General features: G+C 58.8%; 13 protein-coding genes. 1 reads left to right on the forward strand and 12 read right to left on the reverse strand.

Going from position 1 to position 24491, the window contains the following annotated elements; translation table 11 throughout:
• Positions 1 to 818: 818 nt before the first annotated feature.
• The 10 genes from R70723_RS23945 to R70723_RS23990 all read right to left on the reverse strand — a co-directional run bounded on the left by R70723_RS23945 (position 819) and on the right by R70723_RS23990 (position 20655).
• A complete protein-coding gene (locus R70723_RS23945; RefSeq protein ID WP_039876110.1) occupies positions 819 to 4244 on the reverse strand; it encodes an AAA family ATPase in 3426 nt (1141 codons plus the stop codon).
• 1 nt (position 4245) lies between these two features.
• Positions 4246 to 5430 (reverse strand): exonuclease SbcCD subunit D, encoded by a 1185-nt coding sequence (locus R70723_RS23950; protein WP_039876112.1) that lies wholly within the window; start codon positions 5428 to 5430, stop codon positions 4246 to 4248.
• Between the two features lie 61 nt (positions 5431 to 5491).
• Complete coding sequence (locus tag R70723_RS23955) at positions 5492 to 9676, reverse strand: UvrD-helicase domain-containing protein (protein WP_039876115.1); 4185 nt, start codon at positions 9674 to 9676, stop codon at positions 5492 to 5494.
• Positions 9673 to 13194, reverse strand: a complete 3522-nt coding sequence (gene addB, locus R70723_RS23960; protein WP_039876117.1) for a helicase-exonuclease AddAB subunit AddB — start codon at positions 13192 to 13194, stop codon at positions 9673 to 9675. Before addB ends, R70723_RS23955 begins: the two co-directional genes overlap by 4 nt.
• 242 nt (positions 13195 to 13436) lie before the next feature.
• A complete protein-coding gene (locus tag R70723_RS23965; protein ID WP_039876118.1) occupies positions 13437 to 13838 on the reverse strand; it encodes a hypothetical protein in 402 nt (133 codons plus the stop codon).
• A gap of 19 nt (positions 13839 to 13857) precedes the next feature.
• On the reverse strand, positions 13858 to 15597 hold the full coding sequence (locus R70723_RS23970) for an ABC transporter ATP-binding protein (RefSeq protein WP_039876120.1): 1740 nt from the start codon (positions 15595 to 15597) through the stop codon (positions 13858 to 13860).
• A complete protein-coding gene (locus R70723_RS23975) occupies positions 15581 to 17374 on the reverse strand; it encodes an ABC transporter ATP-binding protein (RefSeq protein ID WP_039879215.1) in 1794 nt (597 codons plus the stop codon). Before R70723_RS23975 ends, R70723_RS23970 begins: the two co-directional genes overlap by 17 nt.
• A gap of 175 nt (positions 17375 to 17549) precedes the next feature.
• On the reverse strand, positions 17550 to 18566 hold the full coding sequence (locus R70723_RS32305; protein WP_052421446.1) for a helix-turn-helix transcriptional regulator: 1017 nt from the start codon (positions 18564 to 18566) through the stop codon (positions 17550 to 17552).
• 383 nt (positions 18567 to 18949) lie between these two features.
• On the reverse strand, positions 18950 to 19162 hold the full coding sequence (locus tag R70723_RS23985) for a hypothetical protein (protein WP_156123841.1): 213 nt from the start codon (positions 19160 to 19162) through the stop codon (positions 18950 to 18952).
• A 92-nt stretch (positions 19163 to 19254) separates the two neighbouring features.
• The gene (locus R70723_RS23990) at positions 19255 to 20655 is read right to left on the reverse strand and encodes a class I SAM-dependent rRNA methyltransferase (RefSeq protein ID WP_039876127.1); all 1401 of its coding nucleotides are present in this window, start codon (positions 20653 to 20655) and stop codon (positions 19255 to 19257) included.
• Between the two features lie 98 nt (positions 20656 to 20753).
• On the opposite strand from R70723_RS23990, the gene R70723_RS23995 reads away from it, so the two are divergent.
• Positions 20754 to 21746, forward strand: a complete 993-nt coding sequence (locus tag R70723_RS23995) for a Na/Pi cotransporter family protein (protein ID WP_039876130.1) — start codon at positions 20754 to 20756, stop codon at positions 21744 to 21746.
• A 206-nt stretch (positions 21747 to 21952) separates the two neighbouring features.
• Here the strand turns inward: R70723_RS23995 and R70723_RS24000 are convergent, their stop codons facing one another.
• Entirely contained in the window at positions 21953 to 22780 is an 828-nt protein-coding gene (locus tag R70723_RS24000; RefSeq protein WP_039876133.1) for an energy-coupling factor transporter transmembrane component T family protein, read from the reverse strand.
• On the reverse strand, positions 22777 to 24483 hold the full coding sequence (locus tag R70723_RS24005) for an ABC transporter ATP-binding protein (RefSeq protein WP_039879217.1): 1707 nt from the start codon (positions 24481 to 24483) through the stop codon (positions 22777 to 22779). Before R70723_RS24005 ends, R70723_RS24000 begins: the two co-directional genes overlap by 4 nt.
• Positions 24484 to 24491 lie beyond the last annotated feature (8 nt).

Consider the following 24491-nt stretch of genomic DNA (forward strand, 5'->3'; position numbering starts at 1 on the left):
GCGCATCCATCATACAACATTTGACTGTATCAGTAACAGCTTGAATGATTGCCTAAAAACTTAATTCAGCCTAGGGGCACCAAGTAACCCTATTAGCACTGTTATCCTGGCTGACCTTCTGCGCACGTACTGCTTCCATAAGCGCAAGAATGAATGCTGTAAACAAACTGCGCTGGCTTAGTAACACTGCTTAGTAATACTTTAGTTTAATTCAGTTTCTGCAAGGCCATGCAAGAGGAGCTTCCTCGTTTTGCATTCGGCGGGCACTTAATAGCTGCTAATATCCATATGATTCCAGCATGCCTTAACCGTGTTTGCCTGCCCAGTACCGTATAATCAGCAAATGTTACTGGGACACCGGCAGGTTTTAAAATCACTTTTTACTTAACTGCACTTTATACAACTAAAACGCCGATTTTTCTTCGGCTATCTGTTTTAAGTGTATTTCATACAACTAAACTGTTCATTTTTCCCTGTTATCAGCAATTCAGTCCACTTTAGTTGTATCAAATACAGCTGTATGGCGCTGGCACCCATTTCGGATGTATTTAACTGTACAGAGTGCAGCTATCTCAGCATTACTGAGGATTAGGATAATCCTCTACCCGGATTTATAGAACCCAATACTTATACATAAAAAAAACAAAAAAAAAGAAACACCCTATCAGCTGAATGGCTGACTCGGCGGCGAACGTATGAAAAGGAGTGCATCCCGGTCATACGTCCGCCGAGGTGTTTCTAAAAGATGTCGGCTTAGCTGTATTATAACAGGGGCATGATGGTGTCTCTGTGATTGACATCACATCACGCCCCTGATTTCACATTTTTTCCAAAAGAATGTGCGATCCCCCGCCGCCCTGCTCGGCAGGCACAACGATCAGCTTGCGCGGCAGTCTGGCCCGCAGCTCGGGAACATGGCTGATGATACCGACGGACAGCTGGTCGTTATGCAGCTTTTCAAGGGAGGTAATTACCGTATCCAGCAGGTCGGGGTCCAGAGTGCCGAAGCCCTCGTCCAGGAAAAAGAACTGCAGCGGATACTGTCCGCGCAGCTGGATCTGTGCCGAGAGGGCAAGTGCCAGTGACAAGGAGGTCAGGAAGGTCTCGCCGCCGGACAGTGTGGACACCGGCCGCCGGACACCCCCGTTCCCGTCATCCCGGATTACAAAGCCGCCGCCGGAATCCACCTCCAGCGCGTAGCGCTGTTTGGACAGGAAACGCAGCCGCTGTGACGCAGCCTGACAGACCTGCATCAGCTGCTCCTCGGCGATATACTCGACGAAGGCGTTCCCGCGCAGCACAGCCTGCAGCTTAGACAGACGGTCCTGCAGCCCGGCATGGCCGGCCCGCTGCTCCTCAAGCTCCATCCAGCGGATATGGCGGTGCTGCAGATCCTCCAGATCACGTTCAGCACGGGCACGGCTGCGCAGTGATTCCTCATCATCCTCTTTGCACTGCTTCAGCGCAGACTGGCTCTCCTGCCATTCCTCGGCACTGAGCACCCCGTCCTGCAGCTTCTCGGCGATGCTCCGCAGCTGCAGAATCACTTCAGCCTCCTCCTCGCGGTGACTGCGCACCTTGGCAGCTGCAGCAGCCCGCTCTTCCGGCGGCAGTGCTGCAGCCTCAACCTCGGCAGCTGAAGCAAACGGCGACGAACCGAGGCTCTCCTCCCAGCGTGCAGAGGCCTCACTGTAATGCTCCCTGGCAGACTCAGCCGCCTGGCGGGCAATCGCCGCCTCCTTCAGCTCATGCTGCGCCTGCTCGGCTGCCTGGCGGTGGCTCAGCCTGCTCCGCTCCAGCGCAGCCTGCAGCTCCTGCAGCTGCCGCTCACATTCCGCGAGCAGCTCCGCAGCGGCACGCCCGCCTGTCCATTGCTGCAGGCGGTCCGCCTTCTCACGCTCCAGTGCTTCCTTGCCTTCCAACTGGGCGTGGAGGTGGGCCAGCTCCTTATCCAGGCCGGCCGTTTCTTCCTGCAGCGCCTGCACGGCAGCGCTTTTGTCCTCCAGAAATTTGACGCTGATTTCCAGCCGGCCCCGGATCTCCTCTGCCTGCTCATCCTTGAGCAGCATCGCACGGTAGGCGTTCTCCGCCTCATTCACCGCCAGTCCGGGAAACAATGCGGCCCATTCCCTGTGCAGGCTGTCCACCTGGTCCGCCAGCTCCCGGGCTTTGCTCACCAGCCCGGCCAGCCAGGCGGATTCCGCTTCAACAGCAGCCTCCTCCTTATGGCACAGCTGCTGCTGCTCCTGCATCGTCCGCTGCCACTGCGCAGCGCTGGCGCGCAGACTGCCGGAACGGGCTTTGCTGCCGGCCAGCCTGTCTTCCAGCTCTGTCAGCAGCCCTGCTGACAGAGCCTCCTCCGGCGCGGCCAGCAAGCCGGCAGCACCGCCCTGCTGCTCGAGACCCGCAGCAGCCGGCGGAGCTGCCGTAAGCTCAGGCAGACTCTCGCCGTACACCTGCGCGAGCCACGCTCCGTCCTGTTCCAGCAGGCTGCGGAACAGGTGGCGTGTATCCAGCGCCTGTCTGGCCAGCCGGCGCGCCTGCTCCAGCCGGCCAGCCAGCTCTTCATCCCCGCTGCCGTCCTGGGCGGACGCAGGCGAGGGATGATGCTCGCTGCCGCAGACCGGGCAAGGCAGCCCGTCCCGGAGTTCACCGGCGAGCGCCAGCGAGAGCCGGTGAACCTCCTGCTCTTTGCGCGCGGCTTCCAGCGCGCCGCCGTGCTGCTCCAGGCGCACGGCGGCCTCTCCTGCGGCGGCTTCTGCAGCCCGCAGGTCCTCCAGGTGCAGCGCGGCGGCGGCGACCAGCCCGCCGCGCTGCACCGCCAGCTCTTGCCGCCGGCCTCCGGCTGCGGCAAGGCGCGCCTCTGCGGCGGCGAGCACCGCCGCGCGGCCCTGGCGCTCACGCTCGGCCGAGTCCCGCTGGGTCTCGGCCGAGCGCAGCCCCTGCAGTCTCTGCATCGCATCCTGCAGAGACTGCCGCTCCTGGGAGCGGACCGCCAGCGGCAGCAGGCTCTGCTGCAGCTCCTGCTGCTTCTTTTGGCCGCGGGCCAAAAGCTCCCGCTCCCGGTTCATCCGCTCCTGCGCGGCGGTAAGCCCGCGCGAGACCGCCTCGCGGCGCTCCAGCACCGCGGCGCGCTCCCGGCGCAGCCCGCCGAGCTCGGCTTCGAGCTCGAGTGCACGCCGGTAGGTGCCGGCGCACTCCCGCAGGGCCGGCTCCTCCGCCTGCAGCGCAGCCTGTGCAGCCGCCTCTGCCGCAGCCAGCTCTGCCGCTGCCCGCTCTGCGGAAGCAGCCTGCACCTCCTGGCCCTCAGCACGCGCCAGCCGGCTCTTCCAGGCGGCCTCCGCGCTGCGCCAGGCGGTCAGCACGGGCAGTCGCTGCCCGGCCTCGTCAGCCTGGCCGAGCTTCTGCTCCAGGAGGAGGATGCCCTCCTCCCGGGCAAGCAGCTCCTGCCGCTTGGCCTCACGCCGGGTGCGCTCCTCCTGCAGCTCGCGGATCTTCGCGAAGCGTTCAGAGCGCTCCTGCGCCTGCTCCAGCAGCTTACGGCACTCTTCCGCACGGCGGACCGCATCCTGCAGCCTCACTTCAGCTGCCTCGACATCCGCTTTGCCGGCGCTGCCCAGCCCCTGCTGCTCAGCCTCCAGCGCACGCAGCGCCGCCTCATTATCCTTGATTCGGCGGCTGAGCTTCAGCGCCAGCTGATCCCCGTACTGCTCCAGATGGAACAGCCGCTGGAGCATCTGTCTGCGGTCGACGCCCCGCAGGGACAGGAACTCGGCGAATTTGCCCTGCGGCAGCACCACCGCCCGGGTGAAGTCGTCCATCTTGAGTCCGATGTGCTCCTCCACGCAGCGCGTAACATCGGCCAGCTTATCAGCCAGAACTTGGTCTCCCTCTTCTGTCAGCTCAATAAAGCGGCTGATCGTATTACTGACCGATTGTTCCCCGGTGCGTTTGAATTTGCGCTCCACCCTGAAGCGGCGCGGACCTGCCGAGGATACAAGCTCAAAGGTAAAAGCTACGCTCAGCTGATCCTCGGAATGGTTCATAATGCCCTGTGTCCCGTTCACCGCGCGCTCCACCTTGCCGTACATCGCCAGCGTAATCGCGTCCAGCAGGCTTGACTTCCCGCTGCCGGTCGGGCCGAAAATCCCGAACAGCCCCGTTTCAGTCAGGCTGGCAAAATCAATCTCCTGCTGCTCCCTGTAGCTCTGCAGCCCGGACAGCTTTAATAGAATCGGCTTCACGTCAGCCCACCTCGCCTTCCTCCGGCTGGCGCCGGTCCTCTTCTTCGGCCAGCTCCAGGAACAGCCGGACCAATCCGTCGTCCGGCTCCGCTCCTCCGGTCTGGCGCTGGTAAAACTTACGGAACAGCTCCTGCACAGGCATGCGCGAGCGGGCAGACTGCTCCAGTTCCAGCTCCATCTGCGGGTACACCGGCCGGATGTGAATGATTCCTTCCCGCGCCTTGCGCAGCCGCTGGATATCATTCAGGGACATCGCCTCTGTCAGCCGGAGCTCCAGATCGATAAAAGCGTTGGCGTCGCGCCCTTCCTCCAGCCAGCTGTATATCTCCTCCAGCCCCCCGGATGACTTCCAGTTGACCAGCGGACGGCCGCAGCTCAGATAGATCTCCTTAAATTCAGGCTCTCCCCCGGGTGCGGCATCCACCATCGTTACCGATTTGGCCTGGCCCGCTTCAGAGAAGCTGTAAGCCAGCGGAGAACCGCTGTAACGGATCATTCCGTCGCCTTTAACACGCTGGGCACGGTGCAGATGCCCAAGCGCTGTATACTGAGCGCCGCAGGACAGCGCAGACGGGTCTACGGTATAAGCTCCGCCGACCTGGATCGGACGCTCCGAATCGCTTTCGACACCGCCCAGCACATATATATGGCTCATTGCCAGATTGACTGTCTGCGGAGTGAACTCTCTGCCGAGCAGCTGCATCAGCCTGCCCACTCTTGCACTGTAGGCCAGCCGCAGCTCATCCTCACCGCTTTCTCCGGCCAGCAGCTCGCCAAGCCGGGCCTCCGAAGGATAAGGGAGAGCTGCGATCTTGGCAATTTCGCCTGTCCGCACTGCATGCACCGTAACCGGCTCCGATGTAGGCATACCCACCAGAGTAATTCCCTGCCGGCGCACGAGCGGAGAGACAGAGGCTACACGCTCAGGCTGATCATGATTGCCCGAAATGACCACAAGCGGCCTGCCGCCTGCCGTCAGTCTTGCCGCCGCATCGTAGAACAGCTGCTCTGCCGCTGCAGGAGGATTAACGGAGTCGTAGACATCTCCCGCCATCAGTATAAGATCAGCCTGCTCGGAATCGGCAATATCCACCAGCTCATCAATGAACTGCTCCTGCTCCTTCTGCCGGCTCCGTCCTTCCAGCGTTCGGCCTAAGTGCCAGTCGCCTGTATGCAAAATGCGCATTTTACGCCTCATTTCCCCGCCACCGTGCGGTAATCATAAATTAATAGATTCAGTAAAACGGCTAAAGCCGCACTTCATGTCCCCCGTCAAAAAAGTATAGCCAGACCTCGCTGACCTGCTCGCCTGTAATGTCGTGCAGCGCCTTGCTGTACAGCTCAAGCTGGAAGCGGTACTTCTCCTTCAGGCCCTCTACTCCGCCCTTATGCTCCAGTACAGCATCTGTTTTGTAATCCACCAGGATCAGCCGCCCATTTTCGCGGAACAGGCAGTCAATAACCCCCTGGACCAGTACAGCCTCTGCAAGCAAGCTGTTGTTGCCGGTCTCCTGGGCTTCCAGCGCTGCCTCATTATAATAGCCTAGGCCCGCATAAGCCTCCCCGGCCGGAACCATATAGCTGAACGGCTGCTCTCTGCTCGTCCATTCTGCTCCAGACAGCCTCTTGCCGAGCTCACTGGCATAGAAGGCTTCCACATCATCCAGATTCACCGCCTCCGCCTGCTCCGGGCTCAGAACGGAAATCCGGGCAAGCCGTGCCAGCACTGCCTCCAGAACCATCCGGTCAACAGGACCGTCCAGCGGAACATGCTGCATTACGGTATGGTAGGCCGTACCGCGCTCCGCTCCGCTCAGGCCCCGCTTCTCCATAAACTTAGGACGGCGCAGCTGCAGGCTGTCCGTCCGTGCGGTCTGCCCCTTCTCCTTGGCAGAATCGGCTGCGGCCTGTTCCTCCAGCAGGTCAAAAGAAGGCTGATCCTGCAGCGGCAGCATGGATTTGAGCTCCGTAACCGAGGTCTTCGCCGGAATGGCAGAAGCTGCGGCCAGCGGATAATCCCATTGCAGCCTGGCAGCGATCTCTCCGGCTGCCGGTGTACTATAGACCGGAACGGCTCTGCCTTTGCGCAGCGCTTCGAGTACCTGCCGTTTCTCCTCGTTTTTGTCCGAATCCTCCTCTGCAGCTGAATAAGCAGTCGAGCTTAAAGCTGCAGCATTCTGAACGGAGATGCTCCAGTTGGAGCTGTCACCGTGCAGAACTGTTGATCCTGCCCCTTCCACACCGGCCAGCTTACGTAAAACAGCCGCTGCGGGATGGCGGATCAGCGCCGGGCCGACCCAATCCAAATAGCTGCGGCCTCTGGCCAGCAGATGATCAGCCAGCAGCAGCTCCTCGCGGTTCTGTGTGCCTGCCCAGGAGGATACAGTCCGCGGCACATCACGCAGCGTGCCGACGAGAATCATTTTGTCCCTCGGACGGGTCAGGCCTACATAGAGCACACGCATCTCTTCGGCCAGCAGCTCAAGCCGGGAGCGCCTGTTGATCGCCAGATAGGGAAGCGTGGGATAGCTGACCCTCGTCTCCCGCTCCACAAACCGCGGTCCGAAGCCAAGCTCCTTGTGCATCAGGAACGGGGAGTGCAGATCCTGGCGGTTGAATTGCTTGGCCATCCCGGCAATGAAAACAACCGGGAATTCCAGACCCTTGGACTTGTGAATGGTCATAATGCTCACCCCGCCGGCCTCCACCCCGCTTCCTCCGGCAACCCCGAGGTCGCCTCCGTTGTCCCGGAGCCGGTTGATAAAGACCAGGAAACGGAACAAGCCGCGGGCCGTGGTATCATTCTCGAACTGCACAGCCCGGTCATACAGCGCCTTAAGGTTATTCTGGCGCTGGAAGCCGCCGGGCAGTCCGCCGACCCATTCCAGATATCCGCTTTCCCCGTAGATCCGCCAGATCAGTGTACTCAGGCTGCCCTGCCGGGCCGCATCACGCCAGCCTTCCAGCTGATTGAGGAAATGCTGCAGCTTCACACGCAGCTGCGGTGCAATCTGCATGGCCGCCTCTGCAGCAGCCTCTGCATGGCCGGATTGCTGGAGCGCTGCTGCAGTCTCAGACTGCATAAGGCCAGCGTCCAACAATAAGTCCAGTTGCCCTTGATAACCGGCCTCTGCCAATTCCTCATCCGGAGGAAGGTTCGTATAATCAAGCACCGGCTTGTCTTCCGCCCTTGTACCGGCAGCCGCCGTAAGCGCATCATAGAACGTACCGTTGCTGCACAGACGGACAGCTGCCAGCTCCTCCTCGGTCAAGCCGACAACAGGCGAGCGCAGCACACCTGCGAGCGGTATATCCTGGCTCGGATTATCGACAATCTGCAGCAGCGACAGCGCGATTTCTACCTCGGTGGCCTGGAAATAGCCCTTGTTCTGGTCACCGAAGGCGGGGATGCCCTCCAGGCGCAGCTCTTCAATCAGAAGCGGCGTCCAGATCCGGGCAGAACGCAGCAGAATCACAATGTCCCCGTACACAACCGGACGCATCAGCTTCTGCGACTTATCATAGATCAGGAGCGGTGCGCCGCCGGTCATGCCGGTCATCTGCTGGATGCGCCGGGCAATGGCCCGCGCCTCCAGCTGGGCTGTCTCACTTTCAGCTGCTTCATTCTCCTGCGCCGGGAGCTCACCGTCCTCACCAGGCTCCTCGGCACGTGCGCCGGAAGAAGCCCCACGGTCAATCAGCAGCAGCTCCGGAGCGAAGTACGTATCCGGTCCCTTCTCGGCAGCTCCCGGAAAGTTCGCCCCGTACACCAGCTCCGCCCGCTCATCATAGCTGATCTCGGCAACGGTCTTGTCCATAATCTGCCGGAAAATCATATTGACGGCACCCACGACCTCCATACGGCTGCGGAAATTCCGGGCCAGGTCAATGACCATACCCCCGGGGCCGCTTGTGCCTGCGGTTCCGTTACCGTCTTCTGTCTCATCAAAACCGTTCTCTATATCTTTACCATCTGCGGACCCCGCAGAGCTGTAGCTGTTGTATTTGTCCAGGAACAGACCCGGCTCGGCCAGCCGGAAGCGGTAAATGCTCTGCTTCATATCACCGACCATAAAGCGGTTGCCCGGCGCTTCGCGCGAGATCAGCCGCACTATCTCCTCCTGCACACTGTTCGTATCCTGATATTCGTCAAGCAGCACCTCGTCGAACTGGGAGCGGTATTCTACCGCTGCGTCTGATGGCAAGGAGCTGCCGGGCCGGGAATCAGGATGGCGCAGAATCTGCAGGCAGTAATGCTCCAGATCACTGAAATCCACAAGTCCCCGCCCGGCCTTCTCTATACGGTAACGCTCACCGAAGGAAATTACGGTCTCAGCCAGCTCATTCATCAGCGGAGCCGCCTCATGCAGCTCGGCCAGAAAAGCAGCGGCCGGACGGCCGAACAGTGCCTTCTGCAGCTCCAGGAGGCTTTTTTTTACATTGTCGCGCAGCTCCTTAACCCTCTCCTGCAGCAGCGGATCAGTCGAATCCTTCCGGCACGCCTTCAGCTTGCCGAAATAGATTTCCACAAAGACATCATACAGCTCTGCCCATGGCCGTGAGGCTACAGCCTCCTGCATTCCGCGTACCATGGCCAGATCCTCGGCCAGATTATCCGCATAAGGCGCCGGACCGCCGGGCTGCAAGGCAATTTCCTGTGCCTGAACCAGCTGGCTGACAGCCCCGTCCAGCGTCAGCCTGGCTTCGGCCAGAATGCTCTGCACCCATTGCGACTGTCCCAGGCTCGCGGTATCCGGGAGCGCAAACTCAGCCGCAGTGTCCCGCAGCCACTGGTCAGGCCACGGATGGCTGCGCGAAAAATCATGCAGCCGCTGCACCAGCGCATGCACCGCATCATCGCTGCGCTCCCCGCTGAACCAGTCGGCCAGCTGGACAAATACGCTGTCTTCCCCGTCGTCCGTAATCTCACCGTATTTCTCCTCCAGCAGCTCCTCAAGCAGCTCCTGGCGCATCATCTCAGCTTCGTGCTCATTCAGAATCCGGAAGCCCGGATCAATCGGGATGAGCTGATAATAGCGACGGATGACCTCGAGGCAAAAGGAGTGCAGGGTCGTAATCGAAGCCCTGCCGAGAAGGGCAAGCTGGCGCCGCAGATGGCCTTCATCCCCCTGCTGGCCGCCTGCTTCGTCCTCTGCGTCCTCCAGCTTCTGTTCCAGCGCTTCACGGATCCGGTGGCGCATTTCTGATGCGGCGGCTTTGGTAAATGTAGCCACCAGCAGCCGGTCCATGCTGAATCCGGTCTGTGCGCTGCTGATTTTGCGGATAATTCGCTCCACCAGAACCGCTGTTTTACCGGAGCCGGCCGCTGCCGCCACCAGTATATCGTCGCCGCCTTCGGCAATGGCCCGCCACTGGTCATCGCTCCAAAAGCTGCCCTCGGGCTTTGGTTCCAGTTCCGCTCTGTTTCTCACGCCTTTTCTCCTCCTTTGCTGGACAGCAGGTCCCATACGGCATCCTTAGCCGGTTTGCCCAGATTGTTATAGCCGTTTCCTTCCACCGCCTCATCGAACTGGCACACAGGGCGGAACGAGCAGAAGGTGCAGGCAGTCTCCTGCTGAATCCGGTATGGCTGAATGGCCACATCCCCTTCCGTAATACGCGTTCCGATCTCGGTAATATTGCTGCGTACCGCTGACAAAAGATGCCCCCACTGCTCAGGTGTGGCTACAGACGCGCTGCTGTAGAAGCTCCCGTCGCTTTTGAGTGCTACCGGCACAATGGAGGAATGCCCTTTATCCAGTGTTGTATCCATCAGGGAGACGACCTCACGGTCTGCTGTCAAAATCCCCTTCATCTTAAACCGTTTGAGCAGCTCCTGCGCCGCCTGTTCGGGATTCAGCCCGTTCGGCGATGACAGCAGCGGGTCATGTACATGAAAATATAATGTGCCCGCAGGAAGTGCAGCCTTGCCGAGCCACTGCTCGGAATACGTGAGCAGAACGTCGAGATAGGTCAGCATCTGCAGTGACAAGCCGTAATAGACCTCGTGGAGCTTAAGATCCTTCTGGCTGGATTTGTAATCGATAACGCGCAGCAGTACACCCTGCTCGCTGTCCGCCCGGTCAACCCGGTCAATCCGGCCGACCACTTCCATTACACAGCCGTTAGGCAGTGTGATTCTCAGCGGCGGGAGCTCCTTGCCCGGACCGAAATCAAGCTCCAGCCCGGCCAGCTCAAAGCTGCCCCGGCGGGCATGCTCACCGAGAATAACGGAGGCGCGGCCGACGATATTCTTAAGCTTGCGGGATATATAGCCGTACCGCTTGGTGCTCATCAGAATCTCGCCCTGCAGCAGCGGAGAAAGCTTATCCACCGTTGCTACCGCCTCGCGGCGGCATTCCTCTGCCGACATGCTGCCCCAGCCTCTGCCCTGCTCCTGCAGCCGTTTGGCCATATCGCTCAGTGCGGCGTGGAACAGCTGGCCGATATCCGGAGCCTGCAGCTTGTACAGCTGGCGTTCCCTCAGCCTTAAACCGTATGAGGCAAAATGGGAGAATGAGCAGGCCACAAATTTCTCCATCCGCGAGACGCTGCCCCGGATCGTCGGGCCCCCGTACAGCCGCAGGCTTGTCTCCCGTCTCAGAGGAGCTCCGCTGTTGCGGTAGAACAGCGAGCCAAGCAGCCGTTCCAGCGGCCGGCGCTGCTCTTGTCCTCCGTTCATATACCAGTTATAGACATCCCACCACATTCCGGGTATTTCCACACCCTGCCGCCATTGCCGCAGCTGCAGAATCAGCATGCGCAGTGTCTGTTCCCGCTGTCCGATGAAGCTGAGATGACGGGCCTCCCCTGCTCCATCATCCGGCTGAACCGCTGAAGGGAAACCGGACACCACCTGCTCCCTCAGCGCTTCCGGGAACATCACATGCAGCTGGCGGATAATCTCGGAGGGCAGTAACGCCTTGCCTTCGTCATCAGCATTGGCATAGCTGATCCACAGCTTCAGGCTGGCAGTTGTAAGCACATTATAGATAAGGAAGCGTTCATCCAGCAGCTTGCGGGACGCACCGGGAGCCAGCTCCATGCCGGCATTCTCCAGCAGCAGCCTCTCACCCTCGGAGAGAATGCCGTCCTCCTTGAACTGAGCCGGTACTACCCCTTCATTAAATCCGAGCAAAAAGGCGTACTTCACGCCTGTAGTCCGGGTACGGTCCATCGTTCCGACCAGTACCTGGTCCAGAGACGGCGGAACAAGCCCCATTCTCAGCCCGCCGAGTCCGGTTTCCAGCACGCCGGCGAACAGCTCGAACGCCAGCCGCTCTCCGCCCATCATTTCATTAATCTGGTCGAGCAGATCAAGCACTGCGTCCCACAGCTGGCTGTGCTCACGGGCAAGCGCAGGCTGGCCCTGCTCCAGAGCGGCTGCAATCCGCTTCTCCAGCTTGCGGGCAATATCCGCCTCCTGCAGCAGAAGATATACCGCCGTACACAGCTCAAGTCCGCTGCGGCTTTTTTTAACTCTTTTCTCAAAAGCATATAGAGGTCCTGTAATGGCAGCCCGGCAGGCCTCCATCCTGGCGAGCAGCGCCTCGTCAACGGCTCTGGCCCCTTCAAGCGACAGGCTCGGAATGCCCTTCCACGATTTACCGTCCGTCCAGCGGTATCCCTGAATGCCGCAGGCAAGCACATAGTTCTCAAGCTGGTCCATATCCTCCCGGGTCAGGCTGCCGTCCAGCGGCAGCAGCAGCTCCGTCTTCACGCAGCGGAATACATCCTCATAACGCCAGCGGCGCCGTACGATATCAAGCGCAGAGCGCACAAACTCCGCCAGCGGATGATGAAGCTCACTGGCCTTCTGGTCCAGGAAAAACGGAATCCCGTAATCGGCAAATAAGGGGGCGACCAGTGCCTCATAGTCACTGATACTCCGCATAAATACGGCCATCTCCCCGTAATGCGCCCCTTCCTCACGGGCCAGCCGGAGCATTTCGCGAAGCGCGGCCTCCAGCTCCGTCCGGCGCGAGGAAGCTGCGGTAACGCTGATCTCCCTGTCAATCTGCCCTGCGTCACCTGTCCACGGCCGGCGCCGCCCGTAGCTTTTCTCCAGATGGGCAAGCGCGGGACTCTCTGCAAAACGCGGCAGCACAGGCGGCGCCAGCAGCTCGTCCCATACCTCAAGGCCTGCCTCCTCAGCCATCCCGCGCAGCTTGATATAGGTTACAGCCGGCGGATGAAACAGCTCCAGCTCATGCGGCTGCAGCCCCGGCGGATAAATCCTGTCCAGAGTCAGCGCCACCGTCACGTTCGAGGCATGCAGCATGATTTCCCGCAGCACCGCAAGCTCCTGAGGGCTAAACCCGTGAAAGCTGTCCACCCATACCTCCGCCCCGCGGAGGTATGAGGAATCCTGAATATGGACGGCCAGCTCAGCCAGCCGGTCCTCCTCATCAATATACAGCCCGGCCATTTCCCGTTCGAGATCGCTGAATACAAGCTGGAGATCATCCAGCTTGCCGGCAAGAATTGGGCTGCCCGGAGAGCTATCCCGCATTCTGGTCAGCTGCTCCTCCAGATCATCCGTCCCCAGACAGCAGCGCTTCATCTCTGTATGCAGGCTGCTCAGCCTTTCGACAAAGCCAGGCCGGTCGCCGGAGGCGCCGAACAGCTTCAGCTCCTCCTTGCGGCGGCTGATAATTTTGTAGAGCAGCATTTTTTTGCCTTCTTCACTAATCGGCAGACCGGCGCTGCCGCCTGTCTCCTGCTTCACCCGGTAGGCGAGCCGGGAGAAGCTGAGCGTCTGGGCCCGCAGGCTGCCCTTTGCTGCTCCTGCACCCAGCAGCCCGCGCTCCGCACTGAATGACCCCTGTTCGGGAACAAGCACAATCAGCGGAGCACCCAGCGGGTCCGAAGCCAGCCGGGAGGAGACCTCCTCCCATATTTTCGTTGTCTTGCCGCTGCCCGAGCGGCCCAGCAAAAAGCGTACCGTCATTGCAGTAGACTCCTTCCGTTTCACAGATTCAGCACATCCGCTTAAATCCAGGTTACATTCGTCCCAACATTATAGCATATTTGCCCCCCGCATAACAGAACGTACGTTTGCCATTGTTTTCAAATCTCCATCATTCCCTGCGTATAACACACGAAAAAGACTGCACGCCATTGCCGGCGGCAGTCTTCTGCTTTTCATATACTGAATGGATAATAGAAGAGTCTTGAACAGCGGTGATTATGTCACTGGTTTTTCTGCAGCAAGGCTCCCAGCCACTCCTGTGCCTCTGCTTCCCCGGCAAATACGTTGCCCGGGCACCCGTACACTTTTTTGGTCGAGAGGGCGGTCACCGGTTTATACAGGGCAAGCAGCTTCGAGCTGGCAGTTACCACGGCAATTCCGGCACAGCTGCGGGAGATTTGCTCTTTGTGTGACTTGCACCAGTCCATATACAGCTTGGTCACCTCACGGTCAGGACGCTCCCCGCGCTCCCCCTTCTGTATCATCATTATTCCGAATCTGGTTTTGCCTGCAAGCAGCTTCTCCCAGTAGGCGATATATTCATCAACCGTCTCGCGGTCGAACTGATCTCCCAGATTAATGGTGACCAGCGGCCATGCCGATTCATCCAAAACGATTGCCATAGTTGTACCCTCCTGTAGTTTAAGATGAAATACGGAACCCTGCTGTATCCTGCTGCAGCCTCCATAGCCGCGCATAGAGTCCGTCCGCTGCCAGCAGCTCCTCATGTGTGCCCTGCTGGGCCATTCCGCCCTGCTCAAGCACGATGATATTGTCTGCTCCGCGGATGGTTTTGAGCCGGTGGGCAATGACAATCACTGTCCGTCCCTGAATCAGCGAATGAACCGCCTTCTGGATTTCCGCCTCGTTCTGCGGATCAAGTGAAGCTGTCGCTTCATCCAGCAGGACAATCGGCGCATCCTTCAATATTGCCCGGGCAATGGACAGACGCTGCTTTTCACCGCCGGAGAGCGTGCTGCCGCCTTCACCTACCGGCGTGTCATAGCCCTGCGGCAGCCTGCTGATAAATTCGTGGCAGCGCGCGGTTGTGGCCGCCCGGATAACCTCCTCGCGGGATGCGCCGGGCCGTCCGAACGCAATGTTATTAGCAATCGTATCCTGGAACAGGTACACATCCTGAAAGACAACCGATACCGCCTTGAGCAGATGCTCAGGATCAATGCCGCTCAGCTTGCGGCCTCCCAGGTAAACAGAACCTTCATCCGGGTCATAAAACCTTGAAATCAGGCGCAGAACCGTGCTTTTTCCGCTGCCTGAAGGACCTACAATTGCTGTAAGTGCCCCTTGCGGCAGCACAAAGCTCAGATTATTAAGCACCCTCGTCTCACCGTAGCTGAAGGATACATCCTTAAAGGTAATCGTGCTGTCGGTCGGAAGCGGCCCGGTATCTCCGGTCATCACCGGCTCCTGCAGCAGCCTGACAATCCGTTCTCCGGCCTGCTCGTTATACCGGAACTCCGCATAATTGGTCAGGGCGGAGGTCAGCGGATCATAAATGCGCGTACCGACAATGAGGAACACGGCAAACTGCAGCACGCCAAGACTTCCGCCCAGCAGCAGCTGGACGCCGGTATACACCAGCAGCGGCAGCCCGGCCCGGAGCAGGCCGACTGCAGTCAGTACCACAGGACCTAGAATCCCCTCCAGCCGGATGCTCTCCTTCATCAATTTCCTGAAGGCCGTATCCAGCCTGGCAAACCGTTCCCCGGTCAGATTATAAGCCTTCATTACACGGATGCCGTTCAAGTATTCCTGCAGCCGGTTGGCCGCGTTCAGCTTGGCCTGCATATGCGAGCTGCCAAGCCTGCGCTGCAGTCTGGACGTCAGGAATATCAGCAGCAGGGCAACCGGCAGCGCCGCGAACATGGAGAGCGCCATCCGCCAGTCCAGAAGCAGCATGCCGGCCAGCGCAAAGACCGGAAGAACAAAAGCGCCGGCCAGCTGCGGCAGCAGATGGGATATCCCTGTCTCAACGAGAGTGAAGTCACCCATCATCATATTGGCCAGATCACCGGGATCTCGGCGGTACAGAACCCCGAGCGGCAGCCTGCGCAGATGCTCGGCCAGTCCGGCTCTGCCCTCGGCAGCGACATTGTAGGCGCCCCGGTAAGCAGCACGGTAAGCGGGAATTTCGCTCACAAAGATCAGCAGAGCCGCTCCTGCCAGGCCGGCGCAGAGCCACCATAGCCGCTCTATTTGCAGTACCGCTCCCGGTGTAAGGTATGGCTCAAAAATCAGCCGGACCGCTTCAATGACAAGAGCAAACGGAAACACCGCAGCCAGATTGCTTAAAAGTGAAAACAGCACCGGCTTCAGCAGCTGCTGCGGCTTGCCGGCTGTAATATTATGCAGTACCTTCATGCTCTGCCCCTCCCCGTTCCAGCTGCCAGTCATCCGCGCCAAGATAAGCCTGCCACATCCCTGCGTACAGGCCGTTCCGTGCAACCAGTGCATCATGATTGCCGCGCTCGGCAATCTCTCCGCCTTGCAGCACTAGAATCTGCTCTGCTTCACGGATGGAAGCCAGCCGGTGCGCAATAACCAGCACGGTTTTGCCGCGCATCAGCTCGGTAAGGGCGAGCTGCATCTTATGCTCGTTCTCCGGATCAGCAAAGGCAGTCGCCTCATCAAGCACGAGCACCGGCGCATTCCGGAGAATCGCTCTGGCAACGGCAACCCGCTGCTCTTCGCCTCCAGACAGATAAACGCCGCCCTCGCCGATCAGCGTCTGGTAGCCCTGCGGCAGCCGGCTGATAAAATCATCGCACTGGGCTGCCCGGGCTGCGGCTTCAACCTCAGCCTGTGCGGCACCGGGGCGGCCTGCCGCAATATTTTCATACAGCGTATCGTAGAACAGGAACGTTTCCTGAAATACGAAAGCCACGGTATCCATCAGCTGATGGATTGCCATATTGCGGATATCCACACCCCCGATGAGAATGGCCCCGGCACCCGGGTCCCAAAAGCGCGGCACCAGGCTGGCAACTGTCGATTTGCCTGAGCCGGAAGGGCCGACCAGCGCGGTAACCTTTCCCTGCTCGGCCAGGAAGGATATATTCTTGAGCGCTTCGCCGCCAGCCCCGTCCGCATGATAAGAGAAGCTCACCCCAGCGAATTCGATATTATAGCCTTGCGGCGACTGTGGAGCTGCCGTTTCGGGTACTGGCCGGCGGGACAGCAGGTCATCCATCCGCCGCACCCCTTCACCGATATCACGGGTGCTGGAGGCCAGCATCAGCAGCTTGTACAGCGGCCCGGATACACCGGGCGCCATCACCAGGAAGAACAGCAGCAGCAGAGCAACTGACTCCGAATCCGGCTCACGCCGCAGCAGCAGAATACCTGCCGGCAGAATGAAGGCGAACAGGGACGCCAGCAGCGTTTTGAACGCAATGTAACCATTCTGGAACCGGTCTGTAAATTCAAGGCATCTGTCACGGTAGCTGACCATGTCGGCATAAAACTTACGGAACGAATGCACAGTCTGGCCAAACACCTTGACCGCTGGCATTCCCCGCACATATTGCACGGCAGAAGCATTAATCTGCTCCAGCGATTCATGATACTCTCTGGCTCTGTCCTGGCCCTTGCCGCCCGCCATCAGTGAGGCCTGAATGACAAAGCCCAGCACAATCGGCAGCAGACAAGCAGCCGCCAGCAGCGGGCTCAGCCAGAACATGATGCCGATCATCAGCACGGTAGTCACCGCCGCACTGATGAGATCGGGGAGCTGGTGGGCGATAAAGGTCTCCACCTTCTCCACATTCTGCTCCAGCGTTTTTTTGACAGCTCCGGTGGAGGTGCCGTTCAAATAGCCGAGCGGCAGCCTGCCCAGATGCTCTGTCATCCGGATGCGCAGATTATACTGAATCCGGAAAGCGGCCAGGTGGGAGCACATAATGCCGCAGTAAGAGGTAATCAGCCCCAGGATTAATCCGCACAGCGCCACGCCTCCCCACCAGATCATCGTTTTCCCGTCTATGCCGCCGGGTGCGGTGGCATGGCGCAGCAGCTCGGCGAGAATGAAATATACCGATAGAAAAGGCACAAGCATCAACACAGCGCTGGCAGATGAGAACAGCCCGGAGCAGAGCAGCAGCCCTCTTTTCTCACCGGCAATTTCCAGCAGCCTCTTCATGCCTGTTTTGGTTTTGGTCTTGCCCACAGCTTCTCCCCCATTCTTCAGAGATACATCCGCAAAAAGCGTATTGAGAATGATTCTCTGTGAACAAGTGTAGGCCAGCCGCTGCCTCCGGCACTACCCATTACGGGAGCATTAACGCTCAAATCAGGAGTAATTCATAGCCCCTGCGCTACCCCCGGGCGGATTGTCTGCGGCTGCAGAGAGCATATTCTCCGGGGCTTGATCCGAACCGTTTACGGAAGGCCGCTGCAAAATGGCTAATATTTCCGTAGCCCACTTGTGCTGCAGCCTCACTCACACTCATCCTGCCCTGCTCCAGCAGACGATGGGCATGCTGCAGCCGCTGTTCGATTACATAAGCGTGCACCGTCGAGCCGAACATTTCCTTGAAGCCCTTTTTGAGCTTGAATTCATTCAGGCAGACCAGGCGTGACAAGCCGGCCAGTGTGGGTGGCTGGGCGTAATCGCGCTGCAGCAGCTCTTTTGCCAGATGAAGGCTCCGGATATCCTCCTTGGACAGCTTGATTCCCGCAGGAATCCGCTCTGCTTCATAGAACGACTGATTGAGATATACGGCGAACAGCTCGAGCATTTTACCTTCCAGATACAGTTTCCGCACCCCGCCGCTGTACGAACAGTCTGCAATTTGCGCCAGAAGCAGGCGGATCGCCGGTGTGATTTTATTTTTGGCAAAAATAGCGCCGTCACTGCCCGTAAGCCCCAGCCGCCCGTCCCCGCTGAGCCCCTCCGTCATCCGGCCGAAATGCTCCGGACTCATGTCAATGCTTAGGAACCGGTAACGTGCATCCCGCACATAACGGCAGCTCTCCGTTCTCCCGCCCCCGTGCAGCAGCGCAATCTCATCCTGCTCTATAGCAAAGGCGTCCCCCGCAAGCGAGGTCCCCCATTCAATCCCGTCCCCCAGACAAAAGACCAGCTCCGTCCGCGGAGTTTTGAACTCACCATTCGCCTCAATATCGCGGTTAAACACAAGGTTGAAATCCGTCATCTGGATATGTCCCTGGCTGAGCAGGCTTTTGCAGCTTCCGCTTCCCAGATTCCCCGGCGGGATGATCTCGAAATGGCCTCCGTCCAGACGGTATGAGTGCTCGTAGCCATCGCAGACCAGCCTTTTGTGCGCATCTATCGTTTCATGGCCGCTAATGCTGCCAGTATGGTTAACCATATTGCTCGCCCCCTATTTGTTAGGGCTAATTATATAGGATAGTGAGAATGATTATCAATGAAAACAAGTGGGGGGCTGTAAAAGAAAAAAGAGTACCCGGGGGTACTCTGAATGTAGCCGTATTGTAAGGCATCCTGCCCTTTGCAGGTGCCAGCCGGAGATCAAAGGCACTTTTGCCTTTCATTTCACTCTTTTACCCGCGATAGACGGGATGAGAGGCACTTTTGCCTTTGATTTCACCCTTTTACCCGCGGCAGCCGGATTCAAAGGCACTATTGCCTTTGATTTCACCTTTTACCCGCGGCGGCCGGAATCAAAGGCATTTTTACCTTTGATTTCATCCTTTTGCCCGGGACAGCCGGATTCAAAGGCATTTTTGCCTTTCATTTCGCCCCTTTAGCCGCGGCAGCCGGATTCAAAGGCACTTTTGCCTTTGATTTCGCTCTTTTTCCCGCGGGAACCGGAATCAAAGGCACTTTTGCCTTTGATTTCGCTCTTTTTCCCGCGGGAACCGGAATCAAAGGCATTTTTGCCTTTGATTTCTCTCTTTTACCCGCGGCGGCCGGAATCAAAGGCATTTTTGCCTTTGATTTCACTCTTTTTCCCGCGGTAGCCGGAATCAAAGGCATTTTTGCCTTTGATTTCGCCCGTACACGCGCACCGGGATCAGCGCCGTCCCATCAGCTCATTACTTTTTGCTGCGCACCTCGAAAATCGCAAATTTCAGATAGTGGCCTTCGTCCACGCCGAGAATCTGCGGATGGTCCTTGCCGGCGGCCCGCCACTCGATCAGTCTCAGCACCTTGCCGGCATCCTTCGCCGCTTCAGCGATGGTGTCCAGGAACAGCTGCGGCTGCATATGGTACGAGCAGCTTGCAGTTACCAGGTAGCCGCCCTCGTTGACCAGCTTCATGCCGTGCAGGTTGATGTCCTTGTAGCCGCGGCAGGCTCCGGCAACGGCGCTTTTAGTTTTGGCAAAAGCAGGCGGATCCAGGATGACGACATCCCAGGTGCGTCCGCCGCCCGCTGTCATCGGCTTAGCCGTATCCGCCTTGGCAGCCGGCTTGCCTCCCGGACCGGTCTCCGGTTTACCCGTTGCCCGCTCCGAGCGCTCCTCCAGCCCTTTTACCTGATTACGCAGGAACGCAAACGCATCGTCCACAACGAACTCTACACGGTCCGTGAAACCGTTGATCTCAACATTTGCCTTGGCGCTTTCAATCGCATGGGCGGAAACGTCGAGGCAGGTTACCTTTTTGGCCCCGTATTTGCAGGCGTGCAGCGTGAAGCTGCCCGTATGGGCGAAGCATTCCAGCACGGTTGCGCCATCCCAGTAAGGGAAGGTAACCGGCTTGCCGCTCTTGTTCACCGGCAAAGTCTGTGTGGTGCCGTCCTCTGCCTGTACTTCCTGAAGCGTAATACCGCTGCGTCCGCCCCAGCCCTTCATCAGCGGAGCAATGGATGCGCGGTTCTCGCGCTGGTCGAAGAAATAGCCGGTCTTTTGGCCTTCTTCGATATCGACAATGACCTTCAGCCCGTTCTCGCTCACTGTGATGTGGCGCGGGCACTCGCCGTACAGTACGCCGGTTCTCTGCTCAAGCCCTTCCAGCTCACGGACCGAGACATCGCTGCGTTCATAGATACCCTGCGGCTGCATAACCTGCACGAGCGCTTCAACAATCTCGTCCCGGCACTTATCCATTCCCAGTGTAAGCAGCTGCACGACCAGCACATCCCCGAAGCGGTCGATGATCAGGCCGGGCAGAAAATCTGCCTCCCCGTAGACGAAGCGGTACGCATCCGCTCCCGGCAGAAACCGTTCCCGGTGCTGCTGGCAGCTCGTAAAGCGTTCGATAAAGAAGGCTGTATCCATTGCAGCCAAAGGGGACTGCGACACAATTCTCACCCGGATCTGTGATGCCGGATTGTAATAACCGGTTGCGAGATATCTCCCCTGATGATTACGCACATCCACCAGACCGCCGGCCTGCGGCTCTCCGTCTACTGAGGCTACTTCGCTGGCGAACACCCACGGGTGGGCCTGCTCCAGTCTTTTTTTGCGATTTCGTTCCAGAATAACCGATGCCAATGACTTCAACTCCCTGTTTCTCTTGTTAATTTCATACATGTCCACTGCTTTGCTTTCATATATTGGTGTACAACCCCCGTCCAAAGGAGCATGTCCTTATGATCCGTGACCTGCTGTTCCCTGTCATATACGGCCTTGTTATTTTCCTTGCCGGCATGAAGCTGATGGAGGCTGCGCTGGCCAAGCTCGCCGGTCCGCTGCTTACGCGGAGCCTGCATAAGGCCACCTCTACGCCGCTAAAAGGCCTTATCGCAAGCAGCCTGCTGTCGGCGCTGCTCCAGAGCAGCACCGCCGTAACGGTGCTGACCATCGGCATGGTCAATGCCGGACTGCTCACTTATGCGCGTACGCTCGGCATTATTCTCGGCAGCAACATCGGCACCTGCCTGACCACCGAGCTGATCGGGCTGCAGATCAGCTCGGCTGCAGCGCCGCTGCTCACGGCGGCGCTATGCCTGTGGGCCGCCGCCGTCATCCTCGGCGAGCTGCCGCCCTTTACCTGGCGGGCAGCCGAGGCCTGCCGCGCCGCCTCCGGCCCGCTCCAGTTCATCAGCCTGGCCGTGGCCGGCTTTGCACTGGTGCTGTGGGGCATCGCCGTCATGCAGTCGGTCGGCCCCGCGCTTGAAACCAGCGGCCTGTTCCGCTGGTTCCTGGACCATGCGGCAACCAGCGCCCTGTGGGGCGTGGCTGCCGGAGCCTGCCTGACCGCGATGCTGCACAGCAGCGCTGCGGTCATCGGGATGGCAATGGGCCTGGCTTCCACCGGCACCATGCCGCCCGAGATCGGGATCGCCGTTGTGCTGGGCGCGAACGTCGGCACCTGTGTCACCGCCGTCATCGCCTCGATCGGCGGCTCTGCCTCCGGCAAGTTCGTCGCCGGCTCGCATGTGGCGCTCAACGTCGGCGGAGCCCTGCTGTTCCTGCCGTTTATCGGCCCGCTGCAGAGCCTGTCCGCCCTGTTCGGCGGAGGCCCCGCCTCCCAGCTCGCCCATGCGCAGACGATCTTTAATGTCGTCTGCTCACTGGCAGTGCTGCCGCTGTGCTATCTGCCCCTCTGGTCCAGAATCGAGCAGCGGCTCAGCCGCACCTGAGACTCAGCCTGCAGAAGCAGGCAGACTGAAACGCAGCGGTTCTCCCATACCGGGAGAATCGCTGTATCATTATACTTCAAACTGCGCTGCGATACTAATCTATTCTCTTGTCCTCTGACCTGCGATACCATTCTATTTCTTGTCTTCTGACCCGCGATACCATTCTATCCTCTTATCTTCTGACCTTAGATACTTATCCGCAGTCATCAGAAAATACTGTAAAACCTCGATCCGTCATAAAACGTAACAATCAGCGTTGCCGCAGCTAGAGCAACCAGCAGCCCCATAGCGATATAGTCGCTCCGGCTAAACGGCCTGCCTGTATACCAGGTCCGCTTCCTGCCGCTGCCGAAGCCGCGCAGCTCCATTGCGGTGCTGATCTTTTCAATCCGCTCAATGCTGGAGAGAATCAGCGGCAGCAGGATTGACACGATATTCTTCAGGCGCTGTGACAGCTTCTCCTTGCGGGACAGATCGATCCCCCTGGCCTGTGCAGAGAACGAAATGTTCTCGTAATCCCGCTGGATGTCGGGAATGTAGCGCAGTGCGAGGGATACCGAATACGCTATTTTATAGTTAACACCGATCCGGTTCAATGATGCCGCGAACTCACTCGGATCTGTCGCCAGCAGGAACAGCAGTGCCATCGGAATAACCACAGCGTATTTCAGCGCAATGTTAAGCTGGTAGAACAGCTGCTCCGCCGTAACGGTGTAACGCCCGGCCAGATGGAACAAATCATGGCGTGTGCCGTAAATCCGCGTTCCCTCCAAAGGAGAGAACAGGAAGATCGCCAGTTGGTTGAGCAGGAAAAAGAACAATATAAAATACAGCACAAAGGCATAATCAGCAAATTTCACTTTTGAAATCCGGAAAATGGCAAGACTGAACAGCAGCATCACTATCAGGCATCTCGTATCATAAGTGATCATTGCCGACAGCGACCAGACGATGAAGCAGATCAGCTTGGCTGCTCCGCTCAGACGGTGCACCGGCGAATCCTGCCGGGTGAAGGTAAGCATCCTGGCTTTCATCCGTTGCGCACCTCCCGGTCAAAGGCGATAAAGCTGCGCACAAGCTCTTCCGGCTTCCGCAGCCCTGCCCTCAGCGCGAGGGTATACAGCGAAGTTTCCCGCAGATTGGCCTGCTCTACTACAGACCGGTCCGTCAAAATCTGCTCCGGACGGTCATCCGCCAGCTTCTTCCCCTCCGCCAGCACAACCGTCCGCTGGGCATACTCCAGCATCAGATGCATGTCATGCGTAATCATAATGACCGTCATCCCCCGGCTGCCAAGGCCCTGCAGAAACTCCATCATCTCATTATAATGCCGGTAGTCCTGGCCGGCGGTAGGCTCATCCAGAATGATAATTTCCGGCTCAAGCACCAGAATGGAGGCAATCGTCACCCGTTTTTTCTGCCCGTAGCTCAGCGCCGAGACGGGCCATTCGCGGAATGGATGCAGGCCGCAGATTTTCAGTACGTTATAGACACGTTCGCGGATCACTTCCTCCTGAATCCCCCGCAGCTTAAGACCAAAGGCAACCTCATCGTACAGCAGCGTCTTTGAAAGCATATGGTTCGGATTCTGCATCACAAAGCCGATGCGCTCCGCCCGCTCCCGGATTGAATCCCGGCCGATGTCCCGGCCGTTCAGCCGGATGCTGCCTGACGTCGGTTTATAGAAGCCGCAGATCAGCTTGGAGACGGTCGACTTGCCGGCCCCGTTCCTGCCGGCGATGGCAAGCATTTCGCCCCGGTTAACGGTCAGCGACAGCCGGTGCAGAACCTCTGTCTTCTGGTCATAGCCGAAGGAGACCTCCTTAAGCTCAAGCAGCGGCTCAGCTTCCTTGTTCTCCGGCTGCTTCCCGCAGCTGTCTGTCCAGCGCTGCAGCGCCTCCGCCGTTCCCTCCAGCTCCAGAAGCTCCAGATGCTCAGGCCTCATCTCAGGCGTAATGCTTATTCCGGCATACCGGAGAGCCGTGAGATAGAGCGGCTCACGCAGACCTGCCTCGCCCAGCATTCTTGAGCTTAACAGCTCGGCAGGCGGCAGATCGGCAACAACGGCCCCGTCGTTCATAACGATTATCCGGTCAACCGCACGGTGCAGCACTTCCTCCAGCCGGTGTTCGATAATAATGGCCGTTTTGCCGGTTTCCTGCTGCAGCCGGTCAATCAGTTCAATTGTTCTTGTGCCGGTATAGGGGTCCAGGCTGGCCAGGGGCTCGTCAAACAGCAGGATCTCCACATTGCCGGCCAGCACTCCGGCCAGCATCGTCTTCTGCTTCTGTCCGCCGGAGAGCTCCTGCGGCGATGCCTGCAGCAGCTCTCCGATACCGACAGCATGTGCCGCTGCCGTTACCCGCTCCTTCATTTCAGCGGATGGTACCGCCCCGTTCTCCAGCACAAACGCGATATCCTCCCCTACCGTCAGTCCGACAAACTGCCCGTCCGGGTCCTGCAGCACCGTTCCTACCGCCTGTGACAGGGCGGCAATGCTCTGCTCCTTCGGGTCTTGCCCTGCAATGCGCAGACTGCCCTGCGACTCTCCCGGGTAATAGAAGGGAATCAGCCCGTTGATACAGTGGGCCAGCGTGCTCTTCCCGCAGCCGGAGGGGCCGACAATCAGCACCTTCTCCCCCTGCCTGATACTCAGGTTAATCCCGCGCAGCGTAGGCTCCTGCTGGGTGCGGTAAGTGAAGCTGAAATCTTTAAACTCAATAACGGTATTATTCATATCTGTAA

It is taken from the genome of Paenibacillus sp. FSL R7-0273, assembly GCF_000758625.1.
Lineage (GTDB): Bacteria > Bacillota > Bacilli > Paenibacillales > Paenibacillaceae > Paenibacillus_AQ.